Origin of the sequence: Phytohabitans rumicis, assembly GCF_011764445.1 — a bacterium.
In the GTDB taxonomy this organism is placed as follows: Bacteria; Actinomycetota; Actinomycetes; order Mycobacteriales; family Micromonosporaceae; genus Phytohabitans; species Phytohabitans rumicis.
In genome coordinates, this window is record NZ_BLPG01000001.1 from 3924850 (window position 1) to 3949075 (window position 24226).

General features: G+C 71.3%; 24 protein-coding genes, 1 tRNA gene and 2 pseudogenes. 8 read left to right on the plus strand and 19 right to left on the minus strand.

Translation table 11 applies throughout. The features are described from left to right. Positions 1-24 precede the first annotated feature (24 nt). Positions 25-1665 (plus strand): DNA repair helicase XPB, encoded by a 1641-nt coding sequence (locus Prum_RS17300; protein ID WP_173077486.1) that lies wholly within the window; start codon positions 25-27, stop codon positions 1663-1665. Here Prum_RS17300 and Prum_RS17305 read toward each other — a convergent pair. Both Prum_RS17305 and Prum_RS17310 read right to left on the minus strand, forming a co-directional pair. Continuing rightward, complete coding sequence (locus tag Prum_RS17305) at positions 1609-3024, minus strand: MFS transporter (protein WP_173077487.1); 1416 nt, start codon at positions 3022-3024, stop codon at positions 1609-1611. The two genes, Prum_RS17300 and Prum_RS17305, sit on opposite strands and share 57 nt — an antisense overlap. 56 nt (positions 3025-3080) lie before the next feature. Beyond that, positions 3081-3614, minus strand: coding sequence for a TetR/AcrR family transcriptional regulator (locus Prum_RS17310; protein ID WP_173083827.1), 534 nt, complete (start codon positions 3612-3614; stop codon positions 3081-3083). A 210-nt stretch (positions 3615-3824) separates the two neighbouring features. Between Prum_RS17310 and Prum_RS17315 the strand changes: the two genes are divergently transcribed. Then, a complete protein-coding gene (locus tag Prum_RS17315) occupies positions 3825-4439 on the plus strand; it encodes an NYN domain-containing protein (RefSeq protein ID WP_173077488.1) in 615 nt (204 codons plus the stop codon). A 118-nt stretch (positions 4440-4557) separates the two neighbouring features. Here the strand turns inward: Prum_RS17315 and Prum_RS17320 are convergent, their stop codons facing one another. The 6 genes and pseudogenes from Prum_RS17320 to ligD (Prum_RS17345) all read right to left on the minus strand — a co-directional run bounded on the left by Prum_RS17320 (position 4558) and on the right by ligD (Prum_RS17345) (position 11412). Further along, a complete protein-coding gene (locus Prum_RS17320; RefSeq protein WP_173077489.1) occupies positions 4558-4983 on the minus strand; it encodes a hypothetical protein in 426 nt (141 codons plus the stop codon). 3 nt (positions 4984-4986) lie between these two features. Then, positions 4987-6393, minus strand: a complete 1407-nt coding sequence (locus Prum_RS17325; RefSeq protein WP_173077490.1) for a hypothetical protein — start codon at positions 6391-6393, stop codon at positions 4987-4989. Then, positions 6390-9044 carry a LamG-like jellyroll fold domain-containing protein gene (locus tag Prum_RS17330; protein WP_246277950.1) on the minus strand — a complete coding sequence of 885 codons (2655 nt, stop codon included), beginning with the start codon at positions 9042-9044 and terminating at the stop codon, positions 6390-6392. Before Prum_RS17330 ends, Prum_RS17325 begins: the two co-directional genes overlap by 4 nt. Next, positions 8966-9376 (minus strand): LamG-like jellyroll fold domain-containing protein, encoded by a 411-nt coding sequence (locus Prum_RS17335; protein ID WP_173077492.1) that lies wholly within the window; start codon positions 9374-9376, stop codon positions 8966-8968. Before Prum_RS17335 ends, Prum_RS17330 begins: the two co-directional genes overlap by 79 nt. A gap of 200 nt (positions 9377-9576) precedes the next feature. Then, positions 9577-10478: pseudogene (ligD, locus tag Prum_RS17340) on the minus strand (non-homologous end-joining DNA ligase). Further along, positions 10468-11412, minus strand: coding sequence for a non-homologous end-joining DNA ligase (ligD, locus tag Prum_RS17345; RefSeq protein WP_173077493.1), 945 nt, complete (start codon positions 11410-11412; stop codon positions 10468-10470). Before ligD (Prum_RS17345) ends, ligD (Prum_RS17340) begins: the two are co-directional and overlap by 11 nt. Positions 11413-11542: 130 nt before the next feature. Here ligD (Prum_RS17345) and ku point away from each other — a divergent pair, with 130 nt between their 5' ends. Then, entirely contained in the window at positions 11543-12529 is a 987-nt protein-coding gene (ku, locus tag Prum_RS17350) for a non-homologous end joining protein Ku (protein WP_173077494.1), read from the plus strand. Positions 12530-12532: 3 nt separating this feature from the next. Here the strand turns inward: ku and Prum_RS17355 are convergent. Next, a pseudogene (locus tag Prum_RS17355) lies at positions 12533-14166 on the minus strand (long-chain fatty acid--CoA ligase). Positions 14167-14288: 122 nt separating this feature from the next. On the opposite strand from Prum_RS17355, the gene Prum_RS17360 reads away from it, so the two are divergent. After that, the gene (locus Prum_RS17360; protein WP_173083829.1) at positions 14289-14714 is read left to right on the plus strand and encodes an NUDIX domain-containing protein; all 426 of its coding nucleotides are present in this window, start codon (positions 14289-14291) and stop codon (positions 14712-14714) included. Between the two features lie 10 nt (positions 14715-14724). Here Prum_RS17360 and Prum_RS17365 read toward each other — a convergent pair whose 3' ends face one another. The 3 genes from Prum_RS17365 to Prum_RS49590 are packed head-to-tail and all read right to left on the minus strand — an operon-like array spanning position 14725 to position 15385. Further along, entirely contained in the window at positions 14725-15051 is a 327-nt protein-coding gene (locus Prum_RS17365; protein ID WP_173077495.1) for a type II toxin-antitoxin system PemK/MazF family toxin, read from the minus strand. Next, positions 15048-15233, minus strand: a complete 186-nt coding sequence (locus Prum_RS49585) for a hypothetical protein (RefSeq protein WP_218577270.1) — start codon at positions 15231-15233, stop codon at positions 15048-15050. Before Prum_RS49585 ends, Prum_RS17365 begins: the two co-directional genes overlap by 4 nt. Then, positions 15227-15385 (minus strand): hypothetical protein, encoded by a 159-nt coding sequence (locus tag Prum_RS49590; protein WP_218577271.1) that lies wholly within the window; start codon positions 15383-15385, stop codon positions 15227-15229. The genes Prum_RS49585 and Prum_RS49590 overlap by 7 nt, the downstream gene beginning before the upstream one ends. A gap of 124 nt (positions 15386-15509) precedes the next feature. Here Prum_RS49590 and Prum_RS17375 point away from each other — a divergent pair, with 124 nt between their 5' ends. Next, complete coding sequence (locus Prum_RS17375; protein ID WP_173077496.1) at positions 15510-15842, plus strand: PadR family transcriptional regulator; 333 nt, start codon at positions 15510-15512, stop codon at positions 15840-15842. Continuing rightward, positions 15839-16807 carry a hypothetical protein gene (locus tag Prum_RS17380; protein ID WP_173077497.1) on the plus strand — a complete coding sequence of 323 codons (969 nt, stop codon included), beginning with the start codon at positions 15839-15841 and terminating at the stop codon, positions 16805-16807. The genes Prum_RS17375 and Prum_RS17380 overlap by 4 nt, the downstream gene beginning before the upstream one ends. A 6-nt stretch (positions 16808-16813) precedes the next feature. On the opposite strand, the gene Prum_RS17385 is transcribed toward Prum_RS17380, so the two are convergent. Beyond that, entirely contained in the window at positions 16814-17320 is a 507-nt protein-coding gene (locus Prum_RS17385) for a DUF2231 domain-containing protein (protein WP_218577272.1), read from the minus strand. Between the two features lie 96 nt (positions 17321-17416). Continuing rightward, positions 17417-17489, minus strand: a tRNA-Thr gene (locus Prum_RS17390). A 12-nt stretch (positions 17490-17501) separates the two neighbouring features. On the opposite strand from Prum_RS17390, the gene Prum_RS17395 reads away from it, so the two are divergent. Further along, positions 17502-19265, plus strand: a complete 1764-nt coding sequence (locus Prum_RS17395; RefSeq protein WP_371871239.1) for a metallophosphoesterase — start codon at positions 17502-17504, stop codon at positions 19263-19265. A gap of 6 nt (positions 19266-19271) precedes the next feature. Here the strand turns inward: Prum_RS17395 and Prum_RS17400 are convergent, their stop codons facing one another. Then, positions 19272-20114 (minus strand): PSP1 domain-containing protein, encoded by an 843-nt coding sequence (locus Prum_RS17400; protein ID WP_173077500.1) that lies wholly within the window; start codon positions 20112-20114, stop codon positions 19272-19274. A gap of 116 nt (positions 20115-20230) precedes the next feature. Between Prum_RS17400 and Prum_RS17405 the strand changes: the two genes are divergently transcribed. Next, positions 20231-21583 carry a hypothetical protein gene (locus Prum_RS17405; RefSeq protein ID WP_173077501.1) on the plus strand — a complete coding sequence of 451 codons (1353 nt, stop codon included), beginning with the start codon at positions 20231-20233 and terminating at the stop codon, positions 21581-21583. A 135-nt stretch (positions 21584-21718) separates the two neighbouring features. On the opposite strand, the gene Prum_RS17410 is transcribed toward Prum_RS17405, so the two are convergent. Genes Prum_RS17410 through Prum_RS17425 form a run of 4 tightly spaced genes read right to left on the minus strand, consistent with a single transcriptional unit; the run spans position 21719 to position 24222 of the window. Beyond that, positions 21719-22363 (minus strand): hypothetical protein, encoded by a 645-nt coding sequence (locus Prum_RS17410; RefSeq protein WP_173077502.1) that lies wholly within the window; start codon positions 22361-22363, stop codon positions 21719-21721. Then, the gene (locus Prum_RS17415) at positions 22363-22665 is read right to left on the minus strand and encodes a hypothetical protein (RefSeq protein WP_173077503.1); all 303 of its coding nucleotides are present in this window, start codon (positions 22663-22665) and stop codon (positions 22363-22365) included. Before Prum_RS17415 ends, Prum_RS17410 begins: the two co-directional genes overlap by 1 nt. A gap of 1 nt (position 22666) precedes the next feature. Continuing rightward, entirely contained in the window at positions 22667-22993 is a 327-nt protein-coding gene (locus Prum_RS17420) for a YbaB/EbfC family nucleoid-associated protein (protein ID WP_173077504.1), read from the minus strand. 41 nt (positions 22994-23034) lie between these two features. Continuing rightward, positions 23035-24222: a DNA polymerase III subunit delta' gene (locus Prum_RS17425; RefSeq protein WP_173077505.1), complete on the minus strand. Its 1188-nt coding sequence runs from the start codon at positions 24220-24222 to the stop codon at positions 23035-23037. Between the last annotated feature and the right edge of the window lie 4 nt (positions 24223-24226).

Sequence of the window (24226 nt, forward strand, 5' to 3'; positions counted from 1 at the left end):
GGGTCGGCCATAGGGAGGGTGACCTTGAGTAGTGGACCTCTGATCGTGCAGTCGGACAAGACCCTGCTGCTCGAAGTCGACCATCCCGACGCGCTGGCCTGCCGGATGGCGATCGCGCCGTTCGCCGAGCTGGAGCGCTCGCCGGAGCATGTGCACACGTACCGGCTGACCCCGCTCGGGCTGTGGAACGCGCGAGCCGCCGGCCACGACGCCGAGGGCGTGGTCGACGCGCTGCTGCGCTTCTCCCGCTATCCGGTGCCGCACGCGCTGCTGGTCGACGTCGCCGACACGATGGACCGGTACGGCCGGCTGCAGCTCGTCAACCATCCGACCCACGGGCTGCTCCTGCGCGGGCTGGACCGGGCCGTGCTGGTCGAGGTCGCCAAGTCCAAGAAGCTCGTCGGCATGCTGGGCGCCAAGCTCGACGACGACACGATCGTGGTACACGCGTCCGAGCGCGGGCGGCTCAAGCAGGCCCTCCTCAAGCTCGGCTGGCCCGCCGAAGACCTCGCCGGGTACGTCGACGGCGAGGCGCACGAGATCGCGCTGGCCGAGGATGGCTGGCAGCTCCGGTCGTACCAGCAGGAGGCGGTCGACCACTTCTGGGCCGGCGGCTCCGGCGTGGTCGTGCTCCCCTGCGGTGCGGGCAAGACCCTGGTCGGCGCGGCGGCGATGGCCCAGGCGTCGGCCACCACGCTGATCCTGGTCACCAATACGGTCGCCGGCCGGCAGTGGAAGCGCGAGCTGATGGCGCGCACGTCGCTGACCGAGGAGGAGATCGGCGAGTACTCCGGCGAGCGCAAGGAGATCCGCCCGGTCACCATCGCGACGTACCAGGTGCTGACGACGCGGCGCGGCGGCGTCTTCACCCACCTCGACCTCTTCAACGCCCGCGACTGGGGCCTGGTCATCTACGACGAGGTGCACCTGCTGCCGGCGCCGATCTTCCGCTTCACGGCCGACCTGCAGGCCCGCCGCCGGCTCGGCCTGACCGCGACCCTGGTACGCGAGGACGGCCGCGAAGGCGACGTCTTCTCCCTGATCGGCCCGAAGCGGTACGACGCGCCGTGGAAGGACATCGAGTCCCAGGGCTGGATCGCGCCCGCCGACTGCACCGAGGTCCGGGTGACGCTCACCGACGACGAGCGGATGGCGTACGCCACGGCCGAGTCCGAGGAGCGCTACCGGTTCGCCGCGACCGCCCGCTCGAAGATGCCGGTGGTCCAGGCCCTCGTCGAGCGGCACCGGGGTGACCAGGTGCTGGTGATCGGCGCGTACATCGACCAGCTGCACCAGCTCGGCGAGGCGCTGAACGCGCCCATCGTGCAGGGCGCCACCACGAACAAGGAGCGGGAGCGGCTCTTCGACGAGTTCCGGTCCGGGGCGCTCAAGACCCTGGTGATCTCGCGGGTCGGCAACTTCTCCATCGACCTGCCGGAGGCGGCGGTGGCGATCCAGGTGTCCGGCACGTTCGGCTCCCGCCAGGAGGAGGCGCAGCGGCTGGGCCGGGTGCTGCGCCCCAAGGCGGACGGCCGGCAGGCGCACTTCTACACGGTGGTGTCCCGGGACACGATCGACACCGAGTACGCCGCCCACCGCCAGCGCTTCCTAGCCGAGCAGGGGTACGCCTACACCATCGTCGACGCCGACGACGTCCTGGCCTGACTCCTGGTCGCCGCCGTCCGGGATCGCCATCGCCAGCACGGCCGCGCCCAGCAGGACCACCGCGCCGACCGCCTGGCCGGCGCGCATGCCGTCGACGAAGTGCTGCGGGCTGTCGTACCCGCCGAAGGCCGAGAAGACCGCGCCCAGCACCGCGATGCCCAGCACCGTCCCGAGCTGGCGCAGGGCGTTGGCCGTGCCCGACGCGACGCCCTCCAGGTGGCGCGGGGCGAAGCCCAGCGTCGTCCGCGCGATCGGCGCGAAGAACAACCCCATCCCCAGGCCGGCCACGACGAAGGACGGCACCAGATCCGGGTACGGCACGTCGGGCCGGCTGACGAGCGCGAGCCACCCGACGCCCACGCCCTGGAGCGCGAGCGCCAGGGCCAGCACCCGGCGGGCGCCGATGCGGTCCGCGATCAGGCCGGAGAACGGGGCGACGAGCGCGGGTGCCGCCGTCCACGGCAGGGTGCGCAGGCCGGATTCGAGCGGCGAGTAGCCCTGCACGGTCTGCAGGAACTGGGCGCCCAGGAAGACCGCGCCAAACATCCCGAACGCCATGACGAAGCCGACCGCGTTCGCCACCGAGAAGCCCCGGCCGCGGAAGAGCGACAGCGGCAGCATCGGATGGGTGGCGCGGGCCTGCCAGCGCACGAACGCGACCAGCAGCAGCCCGCCACCGACCAGCCCGGCGAGCACCGGGGCGCTGGTCCAGCCGTGACTGCCGCCGCGGATGAGCCCGAAGACGATGCCGAAGAGCCCCACCGTGGCCAGCAGGACACCGAGCGGATCGAGCCGTCCGGCCCCGCCCCGGCTCTCCCGCAGCACGAGGATGAGCGGCAACAGCACCACCCCGATCGGCACGTTGATCCAGAAGATCCACTGCCAGGACGCGTGCTCGACGACCGCGCCGCCGATCACCGGCCCGAGAGCGATGCCGAGCCCGCTCATCGCGCCCCAGATGCCGAACGCCGTACCACGCCGGTCCGCCGGCACCGCCTCGGCGAGCAGGGTCAGGCTCAGCGGCGTGACGATGGCACCGCCGACGCCCTGCACCGCCCGCGCCGCGATCAGGGCGCCGACGTGCGGCGCGAGCGCCGCCGCCGCCGAGGCCACCGTGAAGATCACGATGCCGATCGCGAAGACCTTGCGCCGACCGAAGCGGTCTCCGAGCGCCGCACCCGTGAGCAGGAGTACGGCGTACGTGAGGGTGTAGCCGTTGACCGTCCACTCCAGCCCCTCCAGCCCGGTGCCGAGGTCGACCCGGATCACCGGCAGGGCGTTGGTGACGATCAGGTTGTCCATCGCGACCATGAACACGGCTACACCCGTGACCAGAAACGTCCATACACTCCGCCGCATTGGCTCTCCCCTCTTAGTGATCAGTCACTAACTTCCGCACGCACGAAGAAGGCACCCTATGGCTGCCTCTCGAAGAGCCCCGTGAGCGCCTCGCCGAGCTGCTCCCGCACGCGCGGCAGGTCCATCGCCGCCATGACGTTGAGCAGCATGCCGGCCGCCAGAAACTGCATGATCCGCTGGTCATCCTCGCCGGACAGCCGGGTGGCCTGGGCCCACAGCGCGGCCACCCGGCGCCGAGCCAGCTCGCGCACCTCGTCGTCGTGGCACGCCGTCGCCCACATGTGCAGCTGCACCTGGAGGGTGGCCTTGTCGTCCAGCAGCGACTTGTACGCGCGACCCATCGCCTTGAGCGCCTCCTCACCGGTCAGGCCCTCGGCGGCCTCATCGAAGAGCAGCTCGACCCGGTCGAAGCAGTCGTTGATGGTCGCCAGGAAGATCGCCTTCTTGGTGGGGAAGAGCCGGAAGAGGTACGGCTGGGAGACGCCGACGCGGCGCGCGATCGCATCCGTCGACGTGCCGCTGAAGCCGCCCAGGCCGAACTCCACCCGGGCCGCCCGGAGCACCGCAACGCGCCGCTCGTCCGCACTCATCCGCACGTAAGTAAGTTATCACTCACTAACCAAACTTGTCCAACACGTTATCCCAATAGGGCAATAGCGCCGCATCTGGTTGTGCGCCGACGATTTTCTGTGCATAAAGAGACGGCCCCCAAATACGGGGGCCGTCGGGCCGGAGATGCTATCTCCGGCGGGGTTCCTAGTAACTCTACAGCGCTCGGCTGCAGGGGGCAAGGAGAACCGGTGCGGCGGGTCCGCGTGTACGTAGACGGCTTCAACCTGTACCACGGCATGAAGGCGCAATTCGGTCGCGCCTTTCACTGGCTCGATCTTGAAGCGCTCGGCAGGACGCTATTGCGCCCGGGCCAGCGCTTGGACCTCGTGCGCTACTTCACGGCGCGGGTACGCGAGCACGACGCCGGTCGACGCAGGCAGGTCACCTACCTCGAGGCGCTCCACGCCTTCTGCGCTCTGGTAGAGACGCAGGAGGGGCGGTTCCAGCAGAAGACCTGCAGGTGCTTCGCGTGCCAGGCGACCTGGACGACGTACGAGGAGAAGGAGACCGACGTCAACCTCGCCGTCGCGCTCGTCGAGGACGCCGCCCTCGACCGCTTCGACATCGCGCTGATCGTCTCCGCGGACAGCGACCTCTGCCCGGCAATCCGCGCGGTACGCCGCATTCGCCCTGGCAGCAAGATAATTGCGATATTCCCACCGAAGCGCCATTCGGACGAGCTCAAACGCACCGCCGATGCCGTCTATTGGCTGGGCCGCGACAAATTGCGACAATCCCAACTCCCGCCCGAGGTCATAACGCCATCCGGCATCAAGCTGACCCGCCCCTCGTACTGGGGATGACCATTCCGTTCGCCGATCAAGGACTTCTACGTCGATCAAGGGCAAACGGCCGTGGATTGGAGATCAAAGCACGACCGTTTGCCCTTGATCGACGCAAATGGAAGGGGGAAGGGAGGGACTACGACGACGGGAGAAGGGTCCAGCCGAAGCGGGTCGCCAGGGCGGCCAGGCCGCCGGGTAGGTCCTCGATGAAAGGGCTGAGGTCGGCCGCGGGGTAGCGGCGGGCCAAGCCGGGGCCGCTGAGCTCGCCACCGGACAGCTCGGCCACGGCCACCGCCGTCACCAGCGCCACGGCGGCCGAGAGTTGGGTTCGGTACGCCGTCACGGTCACGTAGAGGTCGTCCACCTCGTAGTCCGAGGAGATCTCGGCGACGCCTTCCGCCTCGCCGAAGGCCGCCCTCAGGGTGAGGTCGTCGGCGTCACCCTCGACCCGTACGCCGTCCGGCGCGGTGCCGAGCACCGCGCCGAGCAGCTTTGTCGTCGCGTGAACGAGCTGGCCCGGCGAGACCGCCGAGCCAGACTCGATCGTCCATTCAATGGCCATGCGCTAGAAGTGCACCCAGCCGTCGGCGGCACGCACCGAGATCTTCGCGATGATGCCCTCCTCCAGGATCTGCGCGGCCCGCAGGCACGTCTCCACCTCGGCCTTGCCCATCCCGGGCGCCTTGATGAAGAGGATAACGCCGGTGATCTCCGCCTTCCTGGCGGACTTGTTGGCGTTGGTCATCGCGTTCGCGAGCGCCCGGATGTTGTTCACCGAGCCGGGCTGGACGGTCTTCAGGCTGGTCGGCTTTCCGTTCCAGTGCCCGTCGATGCCCGGCGAGTTGCCGACCGTCTGGCCCTCGAAGTGCCCGCCGAGTTCGTCGACGATCTCGTTGGCCTGGTCGAACTCGTGGTCGGCCAGCGCGTTCCGGTTGACCGAGCCGCAGGGGTTCTCGGCGCTGGCGGCCAGTGTCCGCGCGACGCCGACCTTGCAGGCCGGGTTCTTCTTGAGCTTGTCGATGACCTTGCGGAGCCGGTCCAGGGTCTTCTTGCCGGCGGCCGACGCCTCCAGGAAGTTGGTGATGCCGTTGCCGACCCGGACGATGGCCTTGCTGACGGCCGGCAGCTTGCCGATCACCACGAGCAGCGACGCGACGTTCACCAGGGTCCACAGGCATGCCTCGATGTCGCCCTTGGTGAAGCAGTTCTTCAGGTCGGTGTACCCGGCGACCTCGAGCAGGACCTCGACGCCGTTCTCCTGGATCCACTGCATGATCGTCTTGCTGGCGTCGGCGAGTGCCTTGCGGTACTCGTCCACACAGGACTGCCCACAGTGCTTCCGGAGCAGTTCCTCCTCCTCGGCCGTCAGGGCGGTGCCGCCACCGCCCGGCGCGTCGGAGCCGGCCTGCAGGGCGTTGGCACGCCGCTGTTGCTCCAGCCGGCGGGCCTCCTCCTCGGCACGGGTGGCCGCCTGGTCCGCCTGGTCCGCATGCCCGCGGGCGCTGGCGGCGTCCTTCTCGGCCGCGGTGGCCTCCTGGTCCGCACGGTCCGCGAGGCCACGTGCGGTGGACGCGTCCTTCTCCGCCGCGTCGGCAGCCGCGCGAGCCGCCGCGGCGTCCTTCTCGGCCTCGGTGGCCGCCGCGTCGGCAGCAGCCGCCTCGCTAGCCGCCGTGTTCGCCGCCACGTTGGCCCGTGACGCGTCGGATACGGCCCGCTGGGCGTACCCGTCGGCACTGGCTGAGGCCCGTTGTGCCGCAGCCGCGTCGGTCGCCGCAGCCGCCGCGGACGCGCGGGCCTGCTTGACCGACTCCATCGCCTTCGCGGCGTCTTCCGCCGCCGCGGCGGCAGCCGTGGCCGCGGCCTTGGCGTCCGCGTTGGCCTTGGCGGCCAGTTCCTTGGCCGCGGCCGCGGCCTTCGCCGCCTCCGCCGCCCGGACCTTCGCGGCCTCCGCCTGCTGCTGCGCCAGCGTCATGGCGTTCTGCCCACGAGTACGGCCATGCCGGCCGACGCGTCGGTGTCGCGGTACGGCGTACCGAGGGAGATCGCCTCCTTGCCCGCCTTGACCGCCTCCACAGCAGCGGCGGTCGCCGCGGTGGCCGCCTGCGCAGCCGCCCACGCCTCGGCGGCGGTGCGCGCGCTGCTCGCCTGGGCGATGTCGGCCTGCTTGCGGGCCTCGACCGCGTTGACCGCCGCCGTGAGCGCCGCGGCCTGGGCGTTCTTGGCCTCCACCTCGGCGGCCTTCACGTCCTCGGCCGCGGCCAGCGCCGCGTCGATGGCGTCGGCCGCGGCATAGCGTGCGGTCGCGGCCTGCGATCGCGCGGTGTTCGCGTCCGACTGGGCGCCGTTCGCCGCGGACCGCGACCGGGTGGCCGCGCCGTCCGCCTCGATGGCGGCGGTACGCGCCGCGACAGCCGCTGAGGTGGCCTGGTTGGCGTTGTTCCGCGCGGACGTCGCCGCGCTGGTGGCCGCGTTCGCGTCGGCCCGGGCGGCGTTGGCGGCCGCCCGCGCCTCGCCCGCGTCCGCGGTGCCCTCGGCGGCAGCCGCAGCCGCCTCCATGGCCCGCGCCCGCGACGTCAACGCGTCCCGGCGCTCCTCCGCCTTCACCGCTGCGTCCCGCGCCTGGCGGGCCCGCTCCTCGGCCTGCTCGGCGTCGTCCGCCCGGTCGGCGGCGGTCTCCTCGTTCTGCCGGGCCCCGGACAGGGCTGTCGACGCCCGGGACTGGTCCTGCTGGGCACGCGTCTCGGCCGCGTTCGCCTTGGCCCGCTCGGCATCCGCGCGGTCCCGGGCGGCCGAGGCGACGTCGCGTTCGTTCTCGGCGACGGTCCGCTTCTGCGCGGCCCCGTCGGCGGCCACCTTGGCGGCCGCCTCGGCCTGCTCGGCCTTGATCCGGTCGTTCTTGGCCTTGGTGGCCATCTCCGCTGCGTGCGCGGCACGGGCGGCGGCGGCCTGCGCGGCGGCCTTCGCCTGCGCGGCGGCCTCCTCGGCCGCGGCCCGGCGGAACTCCGCCTGCTGCGCGGCCTGCTGGGTGGCGGCCAGCGCCTGGAGCGCCTTGCCGTCCGCGCCTGCGGCCTTCGCCGCGTTCAGGGTGGTCTCGATGGCCTTGGCCGCCGCCTGCGCGGCCGCCGCGGACGCCTTGGTCACCTGCGCCGACTGCCGCGCGTACGCCAGACCGCGGTACAGCGGCGTGCCGTTCGTGGTCGCGATCGTGCTGGCCTGCTGCAGCGCCGTGTTGACCTTGGTGACCTGAGCGGCGGCCGAGGTCGACGCGTTCTTGGCGATGGTGAGCTGGGCGTTGATCCGGTTGCGTGCCGTGGTCAGGTCGGTGTTGGCCTTGGTGAACTGGGCCGCCGTGGGGTAGCCCGAGGCGGTCTTGGGCTGCGCCAGCCAGTACTTCTGCCACTTGAGCAGCTGCCCGGCCACCCACGCCTGGCCCTGCGCCTCGATCATGGCCTCGGACGCCGCGCGGACGTCCTTCATCGCCTGTACCTCGGCGGCGACGATCGTGTTGCGCGGGGCGGCGTGCGCGGCGAGCTCGGCGTTCCACTCGCGCTTGGCGGTCAGCGTGACGTCGGCCAGCGCACCGGTCGCGCCGTCCGGGTCGGCCGGGTCGCAGTCGGACCAGTTGATCTTGAGCGCCTCGACCTCGGTACGGAACTCCAGCGAGTCCGGCGTCGGCGTCTCCGTCGGGAAACCACCGAAGCGCAGGAGCCGCTCGATCCGGTTCGCCGTCCAGGTCTTGACCTGCCAGTCCGCCGGCGCGCCGGGAACGCCGTCGGCCCGCATCTGCGCGGCGACGGCCAGCGCGCGGTCCAGGGCGGCCTGGCTCGGCTTGGGCGGCGCGGGCGGCACGAGGTAGTCGTTCCAGGTCTGGTCGCCGCGCTGGATCAGGAACTTGTGGACCTCGTCGCCGTATGCGGGCGCCAGATCGAAGTCGGCCAGATCCGGCCCGAAGATCGTGTACGGGTCGAGCACCGCCTCCCACGACTGGTAGCGCGTCTGCTGGTTCTGGTGCAGCGTGACGTACGCGGAGAAGTCCCGATCGGCCGCCTCGTCGAGCTGGTGCGGGACGACGCCCTGGGTCTGGTACGCGACGCGGCGGTCCTGGTCGATGCCGGCGAGCGCGGTACTCGCGATCGCCTTCACCTCCGGCCCGCCCGCGTGCAGCCAGTGCCCGATCTCGCACCGGTCGGCGCGGGCGATGCTCGGCTGCACCACGAACTCGGCGAGCGCCTCGTCGGAGACCACCGCGGACCAGGCGTGGACCTCGTCGTAGTTGCCGGCCAGGTACTCCGCCGCCTTGCCGGCCGCGAAGCCGCGTCCGGCCTGCAGGCCACCGGCGGCGGCCCAGGTGGTGGTGTGCGCGGCGGTCGCCACCTTCACGCCGTTGACGTACAGGCGGATCTGCCCCGCGGTCGCGTCGTAGACACCAGCCACGTGGGTCCACAGCCCGGCCACCGCCGCCGGGCCGGTGACGGTGTCCCAGGTCGGCGCGTCCACGTCCGACCGTGGCATCGCGAAGACCCACTGCCCGCTGGCGTTGGTCTTCAACGCGTACGCGGAGACCCGGGCCCGCTCTGCGAAAGCACGCTCTGCGCGCGCTTGGGATTGTCCACCTTGACCCACGTCGCGACCGTGAACGACTGGTTCGTGGCCAGTACGACCGGAGTCGTCATGACGTCGTCGACGCCGTCGAGGCGCAACGCATTCTGGGTCACGTTCAGCTTCGGCCAGGGCGAGCCGGTGGTGAATGTCGCTCCATTCTGGAGGGTGCCGTCACCACCGTCCGGCGCCGTGTTCTTCGCGACGGTGCCTTCATCGTCCCCGAAGGTGAAGCGGGCCCGCTCGGTGCTGGGCGGCTCCACCTGCAGGCTCGTTGGTACGGCGGCCGAGGCCGCGGACGGTTCGAGGAAGGTGGCTGACAGGGAAATCGCTGTGCCGAGGGCGATCAGCCGCACGGCCCTCGCTAGGCCGCGGGGCGATCTGCCCACGCGACCAGAGCGCGCTTTTCGCATTGTTTACCTATCCGTTCGATGTGGACACACACGCAATGTGAGACTTGCTCACAAGCCGGACTAGGCAAACCCGCCAACGGACCACAGTCAATGGTGATGATCATCATGCTGTTGCGGCGCAACCATCCGCGCCCACGAAATCGTCATGTGCTCATCGGGAGCGCGGGGCCTTGCCGCAGCAGGTCTTCGAGCAGGTCACCGTGCTCGTCGATCCGTTCGAGCACCTCGTCGGAGGTGAAGGCGCGCGCACCGCCGGCTTCGACCTCCGCCCAGGTCAACGGCGTCGACACGGTCGGCTGCGGCTGGGCGCGCAGGGAGTACGGCGAAACCGTCGTCTTCGCGGCGTTGTTCTGACTCCAGTCGATGAACACTTTTCCCGGCCGCAGGCGCTTGGCCATCTTCGACGTGATCGACCGTGGACTGGCCCGCTCCAGCTCCTCGGCGATCCGCTTGGCGTACGCCGACACGTCATCGGCCGGCTGCGTCCCCGCGATCGGGCAGCTGAGCTGCATGCCCTTCTTACCCGAGGTCTTCGGATAGGCGGCGAGCCCGTCCCGCGCCAGCCGGTCGCGCATCTGCACCGCCACCGCGCAGCACTCGCGCAGGCCGGCGGGGGCGCCCGGATCCAGGTCGACCACCATCAGATCCGGTTCCTGACCTACCCTCCACTGTGGTGTGTGCAGTTCGAGCGCGGCGAGGTTGGCCAGCCACACCAGCGTGGGCAGGTCGTCGGCGACGACGAAGTCGATCGTCTCCCGGTCCATGGTGGATCCGGGGACGGGCAGCGTCTCCACGTGCACCCAGACGGGGTGCCTTGCGGTTTGTTCTTCTCGAAGAAAGACTGACCGTCGACGCCGTTGGGATAGCGTTTGCGGGTCAGGGCACGGCCGCGCAGATGGGGTAACAACACCGGCGCGACCCGCGTGTAGTAGTTGATCACTTCGGCCTTGGTGAAACCCACGGCCGGATAGAGCACCTTGTCGAGGTTGGACAGTTCGAGGGAACGGCCGTCGACATCGACCCGGATACGCTGTTCACGCGGCATCGGTCACATCCTCCGGTCGCAGGTCCGGACGCAGCCGCAAGAACCTCGGGAAGCGCAGCCGCCCGTCCGGTGTGCGCTGGCCGTACTTCACCTCCACCACGATCTCCGGTCTTACCCAGATCGCGCCACGGGCATCCTCGCGCGGCAGATCGTCGGCGAACGGCGACGGCGCGTCCCGCCGCGGCTCCAACTCGGCGAGCAGGGCCCGCTCGGCGGCCGCACCGATCCCGCCACCCACCCGTCCCCGAAACGCCAGCCGCCCACCCGGCTGCGGCACCCCCACCAGCAGCCCGCCGATCTTCCGTACCCCCGGCCGCCACCCGCCCACCACGAACTCGGCCGTGACGTCCGCCTTCACCTTGATCCAGTCGGCCGACCGCTGGCCGGGCCGGTAGATCGAGTCGAGCCGCTTCGCGACCACGCCCTCCAGCCGGTTCTCCTGCGCGGCCGCGTACGTCGCCACCCCGTCGGCGAAGCTCGGCGGCACCGCCCACCGCGGCCCGGCCAGGCCCAGCGCCTCCAGCGCCGCCCGCCGATCGCCATAGGACCAACCGGTCAGATCCGCACCACGCAGCCGCAGCAGATCAAAGATCATGTACGTCACCGGAATGCTCGCCGCCAGCCGCGCCGCCCGGCCGTGCTCGCGCACGTGCATCCGCTCGGCCAGGGCGGTGAAACTCGGCCGGCCGGCCTCGTCGAGCAGGACCACCTCGCCGTCGAGCACCGCGTCGTCGAGCGCACCGCCGAGCGCGGCCAGCTCCGGGTACGCCGCGGTGATCTCGGCGCCGGACCGGGCCCACATGAGCGCCCTACCCTGGGCGATTTGGGTGATTGCGCGTACGCCGTCCCATTTGAACTCATAAACCCAGCCGGGGCCGCTTGGAAGCCGCTCCCCGGTGACGGCCAGCATCGGCTTGAGCGGCGCGCCAGGCACGAAACCCACGATAGATCGGCTATGAAGCCCTCGCGTCCCGTTCATTCCGATGCGATCCTGGTGTGACCGGGCTGTTGCACAGGACGCGCGGCGGGGGTTCCGGGCAGCTCAGCACGGGTAGGGAGCGAGCATGCGGGCAATCTGGAAGGGCGCGGTTTCGTTCGGACTGGTGTCGATCGCCGTCAAACTCTATTCGGCGACCGAGGAGAAAGACATCCGATTCCACCAGGTCCACCGGGAAGACGGCGGCCGCATCCGATACAAGCGCACCTGCTCGGTCTGCGGCGAGGAGGTGGGCTACGACGACATCGCCAAGGGGTACGACATCGGCGGCGGCGAGATGGTCATCCTCACCGACGAAGACTTCGCTGACCTGCCCCTGAGCACCTCGCACGCGATCGACGTGCTGGAGTTCGTGCCCGCCGAGCAGGTCGACCCGATCCTCTACAACAAGGCGTACTTCATGGAGCCCGAGGGCGCGGCCACCAAGCCGTACGTGCTGCTGCGCAACGCCCTGGCCGACGCCGACCGGGTCGCGATCGTCAAGGTGGCCCTGCGCCAGCGCGAGCAGCTCGCCACCCTGCGCGTACGCGAAGGCGTGCTCCTGCTCAACACCATGCTCTGGCCCGACGAGATCCGTAAGCCCGACTTCGGCTTCCTCGACGAGGACATCCAGGTACGCCCGCCGGAGCTGGCCATGGCCGGCTCACTGATCGACTCGATGGCCGGCGAGTTCGACCCGACCGACTACACCGACAACTACCGCGAGGCGCTGCAGGAGGTCATCGACGCCAAGGTCGAGGGCCGCGAGGTCGTCCAGCCCGAGGAGCCCGAGGAGGCACCGGCCGCGGCGGTCGACCTGATGGCCGCCCTGAAGGCGTCCGTCGAACGAGCCCGCGCCGCCCGCGGCGAGGAGCCCGGCGAGCCGACCCCGATCTCGTCGGCGCGCTCCGCGAAGAAGGCCGCCCCCGCGAAGAAGGCGCCGGCGGCGAAGAAGGCCGCACCGGCCACGAAGACAGCAGCCGCGAAGAAGGCCGAGCCGGCGAAGAAGACAGCAGCCAAGAAGACCACCGCCAAGAAGGCGCCGGCGAAGAAGACCGCCCGCAAGTCCGCCTGACCCTTACTCGACCTCGGTGACGTCGAGGGAGCCCTCGGCGTACTCGGAGCGCACCCGCTTCTTGTCGAACTTGCCCACGCTCGTCTTCGGCACCGCGTCGATGAACGCCCACCGCTCGGGCAACTGCCACTTCGCGACCTTCGTGGCCAGGAACTCGCGTAGCTCGTCGGCTGAAGCTTCCGCGCCCTCACGCAGCACCACGGTCGCCAGCGGGCGCTCGTCCCAGCGCTCGTCGGGCACGCCGACCACGCACGCCTCGAGCACCGCCGGGTGGGCCATCAACGCGTTCTCCAGCTCCACCGACGAGATCCACTCCCCGCCCGACTTGATCACGTCCTTGGCGCGGTCGGTGAGCGTGATGAAGCCGTCCGGCGACAGCGTGCCGACGTCGCCCGTACGCAGCCAGCCGTCGCGGAACTTGTCCGGGTCCGGGACGTCCTCGCCGATGTATCGGGCGGTGGTCCACGGTCCACGGACCTCCAGCTCGCCGACGGACTTGCCGTCGGCGGGCATCTCCTCGCCGAGCGGGCCGACGATGCGCGCGGCCACACCGGCGGGCACGCGGCCCTGGGTGTAGCGGTATCCCCAGGCGTCGTCGCCGGTCGCGCCCGCAGGCGAGCGGCAGACAGAGCCAAGAGGCGACATCTCGGTCATGCCCCACGCGTGGATGATCTGGATGCCGTACCGGTCGGCGAAGGCGTGCATGAGCGCCGGCGGGCACGCCGAGCCACCCACGATGACCTCTTTGAGCGAGGAGACATCGACGTCATGACTGTCCAGATGGGACAGCAGGTCGGTCCAGATGGTGGGCACCGCGCCGGCCTTGGTGGGACGTTCGGCCGCGATCATGGCAGCGATCGGGGCGCCCTGCAGGAACCGGTCCGGCATGAGCAGCGACGCGCCGGACATGAAGGCGGCGAACGGGATCCCCCACGACATCGCGTGGAACATCGGCACGATCGCCAGCTCGCGGTCGGCCGGACTGAGCCCGAAACCTTCCGGCGCGCAGACCTGCATGGAGTGCAGCCAGATCGAGCGGTGCGAGTAGGCCACCCCTTCGGGTTGCCGGTGGTCCCGGACGTGTAGCAGAGGGCCGCCGCGACGCGCTCGTCGAGCACGGGCCAGTCGAAGCGCTGCGGCTTGTCCCGCAAAAGTTCATCCCACCCGTGTACGGCGGCGCGCCCGCCCGCGAGCGGCGTGGGGTCCCCACCACCGACCACCACCACGTGCTCCACCGTGGACATCTGCGGCAGGACCTTGGCCAGCAACGGGATCAGCGTGCTGTCAACGATCACCACTTTGTCTTCGGCGTGGTTGGCGATGTAGATGAGCTGCTCCGGGAAGAGCCGCAGGTTCAGCGTGTGCAGGACGGCGCCCATGCTCGGCACCCCGAAGTAGGCGGCAAGGTGCTCCGCGTTGTTCCACATGAACGTGGCCACGCGCTGGTCGCCGGTGACGCCCAGGTCGTCCCGCAGGGCGTGCGCCAGTTGCGCGGCCATCACCCCGACCTCGGCGTACGTCGTCCGGCGGCTTCCCTCACCGGTCCAGGTGGCCACGTCGGCGGCGCCATGCACCGTGCTGCCATGGTCGAGAATCCGCGACACCAACAGCGGGGCGTCCATCATCGTGCTACGCATGACTCGAATCTAGTGGCCCAGGTCACACCTCCGGAAGGATCTAAGATCGGCGGGTGGCGAGCATTTCGTGGGCGGATTCGTATCTTGGCCAGCTGCGCGCTCTTGCCGGCGACCGCACCCTGATGTTTGTGGGCGCCCGCGGCCTCGTCCTGGATGACAGCGGTCGTGTGCTGCTCATCAAGCGGGCCGACAACGGGGTGTGGGCGATGCCGGCCGGCGCCATGGAACTGGGCGAGTCGATCGCCGACTGTGCCGTGCGGGAGGTCCACGAGGAGACCGGCCTGCAGGCTGCTGCGGTCACCCCCTTCGCGTTCTACACCGGGCCGGGGTACACCTTCACCAACATGTACGCCGACACGTACCAGCTCTTCGTCGTCGCGTTTCGGATCGACCGTTGGGCGGGCGAGCTCGCCCGGGTGACCGACGAGACAACCGACGCGGGCTTCTTCGCCCACGACGAGATGCCCACGCCGCTCTCCCGGACCGTGGTTGAGACGCTCGCCGACCTCGCCTCCTTCGAGCGCACCGGCCAGATGGTCCTCAAGTAGCAGAGCCCGCTCAAGTAGAGATGGCCAGCGCCGCCCGGAGCGCGTCGTTGACGGCGAGCATCGTGCGGCCGGAGACTGCGCCGGCGGATTTGACGATCTCGTCTCGATAGACCGGGCCGAGGTCGTCGCACACGACGTAGCCCACCAGCGGGTCGTCTTGGGACAGCCGGACCACCGTCGGCATGCCGGCATGCCGGTCGGTCGTCGTGATCCGCACCGCCAGAAAGCTCTCCAGATGGCGATTGCGCTGGTTGTTGGAGACGACGAGCCACGGCTTACGCCCGATCCCGCCGACCTCGGCCCAGTAGACCTGCCCCCGCGCCGGCGTCTCCGTCACGACCCCACCCCGGCATCCGCGGAAGTGTCCTCAGCCGTCCAGCGTGGCGCCTCCCGGCGAGCCCACCGGTCGCGCGCCGCGCGGCGCTCGTGGTCGGTCTCGACCCACCACTCCGCCATCCGGGCATAGCCGATGTCGAGCGCCCGCTCCTGCAGCACCTCACCGGCAACCTGAATCAACACGCGGATCCGCCCCCTTCACTGCGCAACACGTCGGGCGACTCGCCATGCTCGGCCAGCCACTGCTCCAGGACCTGCCGCAGCGCGGTCTCGGCCCCGCTCGCCTCTACCAACCACTCCGCCTCACCGTCGAGGGTGACCGTGGTCCTCTTCATGTGCATCACCGTACACATCACAGGCCGATGCATCAAGCCCCATCACTGAGCGATGAGCGCAGGTCTTGGCACCGAGCCTCGAGTGAGCCTTGCGATAGCTAGATCAACTTAATATCCTTCCGGCATGACTATCCGCGAACCCACCTACTTCACGCTCGCGGCGCTGATGGACGGTGCCCTGCATGGGTACGCCATCATCAAGCGCGCCGAAGGGCTCTCCGGCGGCCGCGTACGCATGGCCGCCGGCACCCTGTACGCGGCGCTCGACCGGCTGGCCGCCGAAGGGCTCATCCGGGTCGTTGACGAGGAGATCGTGAACGGGCGGGCCCGGCGCTACTACGAGCTGACCGTCGAGGGCGTCGCCGCGCTCCGCGCGGAGGCTGACCGGATGGCGCAGGCCGCGCGCGTCGTGACGGAGCGCCCGGTGAGCCGCGTGCGGGCGGTGAGGCCGGCATGAGCCACGCGTTGGAGGCGCGCTACCGGCGGCTGCTGCGGGCGTACCCGGCCGACTACCGGAGCGAGCGCGGCGCCGAGATGATCGGCACGCTGATGGAGGCCGCCGGCCCCGACCAGCGGCGCCCGACCGCCCGCGAGGCGGTGGCCCTGATCGTGCGCGGCCTGCAGGTCCGGGCCGGCGGCAACCGCCGCCGGTCGCAGGCCCAGACGTGGCTCGGCGCACTGCGGCTGGCCGTCCTGCTGCTGCTGACGTACGCCACCGCGGCAGCCCTGGCTCGGGCCGGCGCGGTCGTGACGGACACCATCGCAGACGGCGAACTGGGCTTCATCGGCAACCTGGGCAAACCGCTGGCGCTGCTGCTCGCCGTGGCGGCGCTGCTAGCTGTCGCGCGCGGGCGGTACGCGTGGGGTCTGCTGGCCACCGCGGGCGCCACATTCGTCGTGCTGGGCGTCGAGATCCTCAGCTACAACACCGATGTCGACTTCGTAGCCGGCGAGTTCACGTACACGGTGAACCGGTGGTCACCGAGCTGGATCGTGGACGGGCTGCCCATGTCGCTGATCCTCCCCGAAGCGTGGTCGCTGCCGGTCGCCGCGCTGCTGACGGTGCCGCTCCTGCGGTGGAAGGTGGCCGCCGCGGGGCGCCCCCTGGCGTGGTTGCTCGCCGTCCCGGCGGCCGTGGTGCTCCTGCCCACGGCGTACGCGGTGACGACCGGGCTGCAACCGTGGGCGACGTTCGCGGTGATGGCGGGATTCCTGGTGTGGGTGGCGGTCGACGCCCGGGGCACGCTCGCCGGCGCCGCCCTGGTCCTGCCGCTAGTCCTCGTCCCGCTGAACTTCTACCTCTGGCCCAGCTGGGTCCGCACGGACGAGCTCATCAACGCCAGCTTCTGGAGCTACCTGGCCGGCATGGTGGCGCTGGTTGCGGCCGGCGCTGTGCGGGCCCGCCAGCAGGCCCGGATCTAGGGTGCCCTAGGCATCCGGGGCAGGGCGCGGACGGGGACGGCGGGCGTCTGCGGGGAAGAACCTGGTGGTGGACTCCACGTCGGGTTCGGCGCCGATGCGGAACTGGCGCACCATCGTGGCGCCGAGCCAGGCGCCGAAGCCGCCCGCCGCCAGCGCCAGCAGCTCCACGAGGAAGAGGCCGGTCGTGGGCGGGTGGGTCTGCGCATCCACCCGCCCTAGGCAGGCGATCGCGAAGAGCGCGACCATCCCGAGGTTGGCGAACTGGTACGCCACCGCGCGCCGCTTGCCCGCGCCCCCGGGCACGTCCCACAGATCGATCATGCCGGCGCCCACGGCGAGCATCGCCGCGAAGAGCCCGGCGACGAGTGTCCAATACCCGACTTGCCCCAGAAAGTCGAGGCTGCCGGCGACGCCGCCCAGGTCGAAGAGCACCGCGCACACGAAGAGTCCGAGAGGCAGCGTCATCATCAGCGGGTGGACGGGATGGCCAGAGATCTTGAGTCGAGTCTGCATGGCGACTCTCCAAGTACCCGGAGCGCTTTGCACCAAACGTAACGCACGAAAGGGGGCCCAGGTCGCGCTGACGACCTGGACCCCCATTCGTTGCCGAGCCGCCTAACGGAATCGAACCGTTGACCTGTTCATTACGAGTGAACCGCTCTGCCGACTGAGCTAAGGCGGCAACGGTGGTCAAGTGTACGGCACGCCGCCGGGGGCAGCGCATCGCCACCAGGCGCGACTAGTGTCCCGATTCGTGACCGAAGACACCCCCGGCCATCCCACCCGTCCACGCAGTCTCGATCCCCTTGAGCTCGGCTTCACCCCGCGGGGGCCGGTGCCGTGGCTGGCGCCGCTGCTGCTGCTCAGCACCGGGCTCCGTACGCTGCTCGCCCTGCTGTTCGGCGCGTACCTGGACAAGCGCGAGCTGCAGAGCGCCCTGCCCGGCAAGATCTACAAGCAGCCGGGCGTCGATGGGGAGCTGTGGCTGGACTACGTGGCCGACCTCGGGGACGGCTTCGACGCGACGTACTCGATGGCGTACCTGCTGGCGCAGCCGGAGCTGGACCTCGACGGGCGGCGACTGCCCCGCGGCCAGGTCCTGGTCATGGGTGGCGACCAGGTCTATCCGACGGCGAGTGGGATGGCCTACGAAGACCGCTGCAAGGGTCCCTACCAGGCGGCGCTGCCCAGCTCGCCGGCGGCGGGCCCGCAGCCGACGCTCTTCGCGATCGCCGGCAACCACGACTGGTACGACGGGCTGACCGCGTTCCTGCGCCTGTTCGCCCGGCGCAAGGACGGCTCGATCGGCGGCTGGCGCACCGAGCAGAACCGGTCCTACTTCGCCACCGAGCTGCCGGGCAAGTGGTGGCTCTTCGGCATCGACCAGCAGTCCGGGTCCTATCTCGACGACCCGCAGCTGATCTACTTCGAGGAAGCGGCCCGCCGGCTGGGCCCGGAGCACAAGGTGATCCTGGTGGTGCCGGCGCCGACGTGGGTCAAGGCCGTCGAGGACCCCGACGAGTACGACGGGGTCGACTACTTCGTCCGCACGGTGATCGCCCCGACGGGTGCCCGGGTGCCCCTGATGGTCTCGGGTGACCTGCATCACTACGCCCGGTACGCGAGCGACGAGCGGCAGCTCGTCACGTGCGGCGGGGGCGGGGCGTACCTCTTCCCGACGCACAAGCTGCCCACCGGGATCAACGTGCCGCCGCCGGACACGCTTGCCCGGCGGGCCAGCCGCAGCCAGCCGTACGAGTTGGCGGGGTGCTACCCAGAGCCGGAGCAGTCCCGCCGGTTCGGGCGGGGCATCTTCGGTCGCCTGCCGCGCCGCAACCCCGGGTTCGCGACCATGCTCGGCATCGTCCACACGCTGCTGATGCTCGCGATGACCGGGGTGGCGCACCGCACCAGCGACGCGACGGAGCAGCGCCTCTTCAGCATCCCGCTCGTGATCATGTTGCTGTTCATCATGGTCGGCGCGGTGCTCTTCGCGAAGCCGCCGAGCGCGGGTGCCAAGCGGCACGCCAAGCACTGGATCCTCGGCGTGACCCACGGCTTGGCGCACATCGGGCTGGGCGTTGCCGGCACTTGGGCGTGGCTGCAGCTGCCGTTCGTGGACTGGGAGTGGCCGTGGCCGGCGGTGGCCGCCGCGGTGCTGTACGGCCCGGTGTCGGGCTTCGTCGCCTGCCAGCTCATCGCGGCGTACCTGTTCGTGGCCGGCTCGATGGGGGTCAACGTCAACGAGCTCTTCGCCGGTCAGGGCATCGAGGACGCGAAGAGCTTCCTGCGCATCCACATCACGGCGGACGGCACGCTCACGCTGTACCCGGTCGCGGTGGACCGGGTCTGCCACGACTGGCGGGCCAACCCGGATGGCGCCCCCGGCGCGCCCTGGGTGGAGCCGATGCAGCCGCTACGCCCCCACCTCGCCGAGGATCCGATCGAGATCCGCTAAAGCCGGCTAAGCGCCGTACGCCTCGTCGTGGGCCTTGCGCGGCCCGCACACCGAGGCCCGGCTGCACATGCACCGCGACCCGTCGGCGTCCATCCGTACGACGACGGAGTCGCGGGGCACGCTGTGGCCGACCACGCGGCCCTCACCCTCCGCCGTGGACACCCGCGTGCCGACCGCGGGCGCGGACGCCTGGAATTTTTGGTACAAAGGGTGCTCATACTTCAAACAGCACATTAGCCGCCCGCACGCGCCCGAGATGCGCAGCGGGTTGAGCGGGAGATCCTGGTCCTTGGCCATCCGGATGGTCACCGGCTCGAAGTCCGTCAGGAACGTCGCGCAGCACAGGTCACGCCCGCACGAACCGATGCCACCCTGCACCCGGGCGGAGTCGCGGGCGGACAGCTGGCGCAGCTCGACCCGGCAGCGCAGGGTGGCCCCGAGGTCGCGTACCAGGGATCGGAAGTCCACCCGGTGCGGCGCGGTGAAGTAGATCGTCGTGCGCGCGCCGTTGGTCCCCGCGCCGGCCTCTTGTACGTGGTCGACCGCGACCACCTTCATCGGCAGGCCGTGCTCGCGGATGAGCTTCTTGGCGGCCACCTTCGCCTCGGCCTTGCGCTTGCGCTGCGTCTCGTCCCGGCGCAGGTCGCGATCGGTGGCGATGCCGGCCAGCTTGGGAAAGCCGTCGGTGTCCTCGCTGACCCACTGCGGTGCCCACACGCACTCGGCGACCTCGGTGCCGTCGTCGGTCGGCACGAGCACCCGGTCGCCAACCTCGGGCCGCAGCTCACCGGGATCGAGGTAGTAGAGCCGGCCGTACCGGTTGAAGCTCACCGCGCAGAGCATCCCCATGGCACCCACCCTACGGCGCAGTGCCGGTCAGCCTGAAGGCCCAATTCGCCTTGTCCGTACGAATGGGACTTATCCGTACGCCACAACCGGCCCCCAAGCCTCTCGTTGGGCCCGCCATGCCGCTATTCAGGATCGCCGCCGCCGCGATCGCCGGCGTGCTCACCGCCGGACCCGCACCCGCCGTCGCGGTCGAGCCCTGCACAAACCCCATCGGGTACGCCGCCGGCGCCGGCGCCGAACTCGTCCGGCTCGCCCTGCTGGACCTGCACCCGCTGGGCGTACCGGTGGGGCCGGTCGCCGACGTACGGATCGGCTCCACCCGGTCGGCCGTGGTGCCCGGCTCCTGGGCCGGCGTCGTCTGGACTGAGGAGCGAAGCGACGAGGGAAGCGACGAGGGAAGGCGACGCCTCCAAGGCCCAGGAGCCCGCGCGAGCGGAGCGAGCGCCGGCCAGCAGAGCCCGATCAACGCCGCCGCGGCCGCCCGCTACCTGGACGCCAAGGTGCTGGGCGTGCCGCTGCCGGCGGGCCCGTTATCGGCGTCGGTCTACCAGGCCGCGCCACCACGCAACACGAAACCGGTCACCGCCCGCGCCGTGCACAAGCATCTCGGGGTGGCGTCGGTCGGTACCGGTGACCTGTCCGCGCACGCCACCTGCGGCGCGACCCGGACAAGCGCGGCGCTCGCCGACGCCTCGGTGTTGCCGGGCCCGGCCGGCACCGCCCTGGTACGGCTGCCGGAGAACCTGCGAACGCACACCGCCACCAACGGTCCGGAGGCCACCGCGTCGGCCGGGCTCACCGAGGTGCGGATCCTGGCCGGCACGCCGGGCGAGATCACCGTGAAGGTGCTGCGGTCGGCGACGCTGACCGTGGCCAGGAAGGTCACCTACTCCGCGCCGATCCTGCAGGTCTGGAGGCCGGGCATCGGCAAGCGCCGGCTGGACACGCCCGGCCAGACGGTCGACGTACCGCTGGGCGGGCTCGCCGACCTCCTCGGTGTCCTGGAGCCGGAACGGCTGCGCGGCGCGACCGCGACGGCGGAGGCCGGCCCGCTGGCCCTGCCCGGCCTGCCACTCCCGGCCGGACCGCTCACCGGGGCGCTGCCCAAGGTCGGCGGGGCGGGGTCGCTGGTCCGGCTGACCGTGGGCGAGGTCGATACGACGGTCCGCGACGACGAGGTACGCGCCGAGGCGACCACGCTACGCGTACAGGTAGTCACCCGGCCGACCGACGGCGACGGTGAGCAGGCCGTCGTGGACCTCGCCATCGGCATGCTCGACGCCATGGTGTTGGCGCCCCGGCCCATCGACCGGCCGAACGCGCCCCAACCGCCGGCCGGCGATCCCGGCGGACTGCCCGTGACCGGCGCGAACGTGCTCCTCGCGGCGGGCGTGGGCGGGCTGCTACTCATTCTCGGCGGGCTATTCGTGTGGGCCACTCGGTCCATTCACGATCGCCCTTACGGATGAATCATGGAAGTTCCCCACGACAAACTTCCGCGGTGAGCGTTGAGTGGAGTGTCCACAGACCTGCGGGGGTGCAGGAAAGGGCCCACGGCGTCGCAGCTCCTACGAGCGCGACGCCGTTGGCATGTGTACGGCCGGTCAGTGGCCGATCCTGGTGGTGAGGTCGAACGGCGTCGGGCCGGCGTCCGGGGCCTGGTAGGACAGCTCGCCCAGCTCGGTCGCCCAACCGCTCAGCAGGGCCTCGACCCGCTCGTACGCCGCGTCGACCGCCCCGAGCAGCCGCGCGCCGATCTCCGCGGCGGCCACCGCCGCGGCCGGACCGACCGGCTCGGTGGTGACCGTGACCGCCTCCGTCGACCCGAGCACGGCCGCCAGCTCGCGGGCGAGCGACCGGCGGCTCTGGGTGGCCCAGTCGGCGACCGCCTCCGTGTACGCCTGCGTCGCCGCCAGCCGCGCGGTGAGCCCGCCCAGATGGGTGGACAGAGCGGAGCGATGGACGGCGAACACCTCCGCGCCCGCCCCCTCCCACGAGCCGCCGTCCGCGATGGCGGCGCGCGCTTCGTCGTACTCCTGGATGAGCGTGCGCAGCGGCGGCCCGGCAGCGGCCAGCGGCGCGGGACGCAGCGCGACGACCGTGCCGACCGCGTCCGCGGGCATTGCGCCGAGGCGGCGCAGCAGCGCCCAGATCCGGTGGTCGGCGGGGGCGCCGGCCTCGGTCAGGATGCCGTCGACCCGGTCGAGCAGCCCGGCGGAGGCGGCCGCGAGCTGGTCCAACGCGTCCATCATGCCTCCTCGGGCCGGCGCCGGGCGGCTTCGTCCACATCGGAGTACTCGGCGGCGACGGCGCGCAGCGCGCTCGCGGCGTCGGACAGCCGCGCGCCGGTCGCGGCGGCCTCGCGGGCCCGCGCGCCGAACGCGCCGAGCCACTGCCCGTGCAGCACCCGGCCCAGCTCGCCGAGGCGGCCCGGCGCCCCGTCCCCGAACGCGGGACTCGGCGGCTCCAGGCCGGCGAGCCGGTGGCTGGCGCCGGTGAGCGTGGTGGCCGCGCCGTCGAACCGGGCGGCGAGCTGCCGCAGCGAGTCCACCTCACACCTCCCGCAGCGGCCGGTAGTCGCCGAACATCTCGGCGTGCAGCTTGTCGCGGGCCCAGCTGGCCGCGTCGGCCGCGGCGGTCACGGCCGCCTGGATCGAGCCGGAAAGCTCTACATTGGACCGTCCGGTGAGCGACCCGACGACCCGGACGGAGGTGATCGCCCCGGACGCGGCGACGTCGACCTCGACGAGCCCATCCGGCGACTGGACCGTCACCGACAGCCCGCTCAGCGCCTTGGTGAACTCGTCCTGGAGCGCCGAAATCCGCCGGTACCGCTCGATGGCCTCTTCAACCCAGGCTTCGTCTATCTCCCGCGCCACCGTTCGACGGTACCGACGCGGTGGTCACCGCGCTGTCCCGTTCAGCCGCGCCAGAGGGCGAGCATCATGGCTTCCACCGCGATGCGCGGCTTGACGTTGGCCTCGATGGCGTCGCGGCACTCCAGGATGGATTCCAGCCGGCGCAGCGTGCTCTCCGCGGTCCACTTCTCGGCCGCGGCGCTCGCCAGCGGCGCCGTGTCCGTGTGCACCGGCGCGACCGGGGCGTCCAGCTTGACGGTCAGCACGTCGCGGTAGAACCCGGCGAGGTCGACCAGCGCGCGGTCGAGCGCGTCCCGCTGGGCCCGGGTGGCGCGCGACTTCTGCCGGCGTTCGAGGTCTTTGAGCTGGCCCGCCGCGCCCCGGATGGCGCCGGCCGCGCCCCGGCCGGTGCCCCCGGCGCCCAGCGCGGTCTCCAGCGCGGACCGCTCGGCGGCGTCGGTCTCGGCCACCGCGGCCTCCGCCTCCGCCTCGGCCGCCTCGATCAGCGCGGACGCCGCGTCGAAGCACGCGCCGACGCCGGTCAGCCGGCGGGGAACGGCGAGGACGGCCTCGCGCCGCTTGCGCGCCTCCGGGTCGCGGGCCAACCGCTTGGCGCGGCCCACGTGGCCCTGGGCGGCCGCGGCGGCCCATGCGGCCACGTCGGCCGCCACCCCGTCGCGGGCGGCCAGCACCTCGGCGACCGCGGCTGCCTTGGGCTGCACCAGGGGTACGACGCGGCAGCGCGACCGGATGGTGACGGAGATGTCGTCGGGGTGCGTCGACGGCGTACACAGCAGGAAGACCGTGCGCGGCGGCGGCTCTTCGATGGCCTTGAGCAGCGCGTTGCCGGCGGCCTCGGTGAGCCGGTCGGCGTCTTCGATCACCAGCACCTGCCAGCGCCCGCCGGACGGGGTGCTCGCGGCGCGCAGCACCAGCGCGCGCATCTCGCCGACGCCGATCGACAGCCCTTCCGGCACGACGAAGCGCACGTCCGCGTGCGTGCCCGTCGACGTGGTGTGGCAGCCGGGACACTCCCCGCAGCCGGTGCCGTGCACGCACTGGAGGGCCGCCGCGAACGCGCGGGCGGCGACCGACCGGCCCGAGCCCGGCGGGCCCGTGAAGATCCACGCGTGGGTCATCCCGGCGCCGCCCGGCCCGCCCGCCAGGACGGCCGCGCCGGCCGCCGCGGCCCGGCGCAGCGTATGGACGGCATCCTCCTGGCCGACCAGGTCGGCGAAGACGTCGGTCATGCCC

Bases quoted from the DNA above. Each gene is read 5' to 3' on its own strand.
- Prum_RS17305 (WP_173077487.1), bottom strand. From the start codon at position 3,024: ATGCGGCGGAGTGTATGGACGTTTCTGGTCACGGGTGTAGCCGTGTTC.
- Prum_RS17310 (WP_173083827.1), bottom strand. From the start codon at position 3,614: ATGAGTGCGGACGAGCGGCGCGTTGCGGTGCTCCGGGCGGCCCGGGTG.
- Prum_RS17320 (WP_173077489.1), bottom strand. From the start codon at position 4,983: ATGGCCATTGAATGGACGATCGAGTCTGGCTCGGCGGTCTCGCCGGGC.
- Prum_RS17325 (WP_173077490.1), bottom strand. From the start codon at position 6,393: ATGACGCTGGCGCAGCAGCAGGCGGAGGCCGCGAAGGTCCGGGCGGCG.
- ku (WP_173077494.1), top strand. From the start codon at position 11,543: ATGCGGGCAATCTGGAAGGGCGCGGTTTCGTTCGGACTGGTGTCGATC.
- Prum_RS17360 (WP_173083829.1), top strand. From the start codon at position 14,289: ATGTTTGTGGGCGCCCGCGGCCTCGTCCTGGATGACAGCGGTCGTGTG.
- Prum_RS49590 (WP_218577271.1), bottom strand. From the start codon at position 15,385: ATGAAGAGGACCACGGTCACCCTCGACGGTGAGGCGGAGTGGTTGGTA.
- Prum_RS17375 (WP_173077496.1), top strand. From the start codon at position 15,510: ATGACTATCCGCGAACCCACCTACTTCACGCTCGCGGCGCTGATGGAC.
- Prum_RS17380 (WP_173077497.1), top strand. From the start codon at position 15,839: ATGAGCCACGCGTTGGAGGCGCGCTACCGGCGGCTGCTGCGGGCGTAC.
- Prum_RS17385 (WP_218577272.1), bottom strand. From the start codon at position 17,320: ATGCAGACTCGACTCAAGATCTCTGGCCATCCCGTCCACCCGCTGATG.
- Prum_RS17400 (WP_173077500.1), bottom strand. From the start codon at position 20,114: ATGGGGATGCTCTGCGCGGTGAGCTTCAACCGGTACGGCCGGCTCTAC.
- Prum_RS17405 (WP_173077501.1), top strand. From the start codon at position 20,231: ATGCCGCTATTCAGGATCGCCGCCGCCGCGATCGCCGGCGTGCTCACC.
- Prum_RS17410 (WP_173077502.1), bottom strand. From the start codon at position 22,363: ATGGACGCGTTGGACCAGCTCGCGGCCGCCTCCGCCGGGCTGCTCGAC.
- Prum_RS17425 (WP_173077505.1), bottom strand. From the start codon at position 24,222: ATGACCGACGTCTTCGCCGACCTGGTCGGCCAGGAGGATGCCGTCCAT.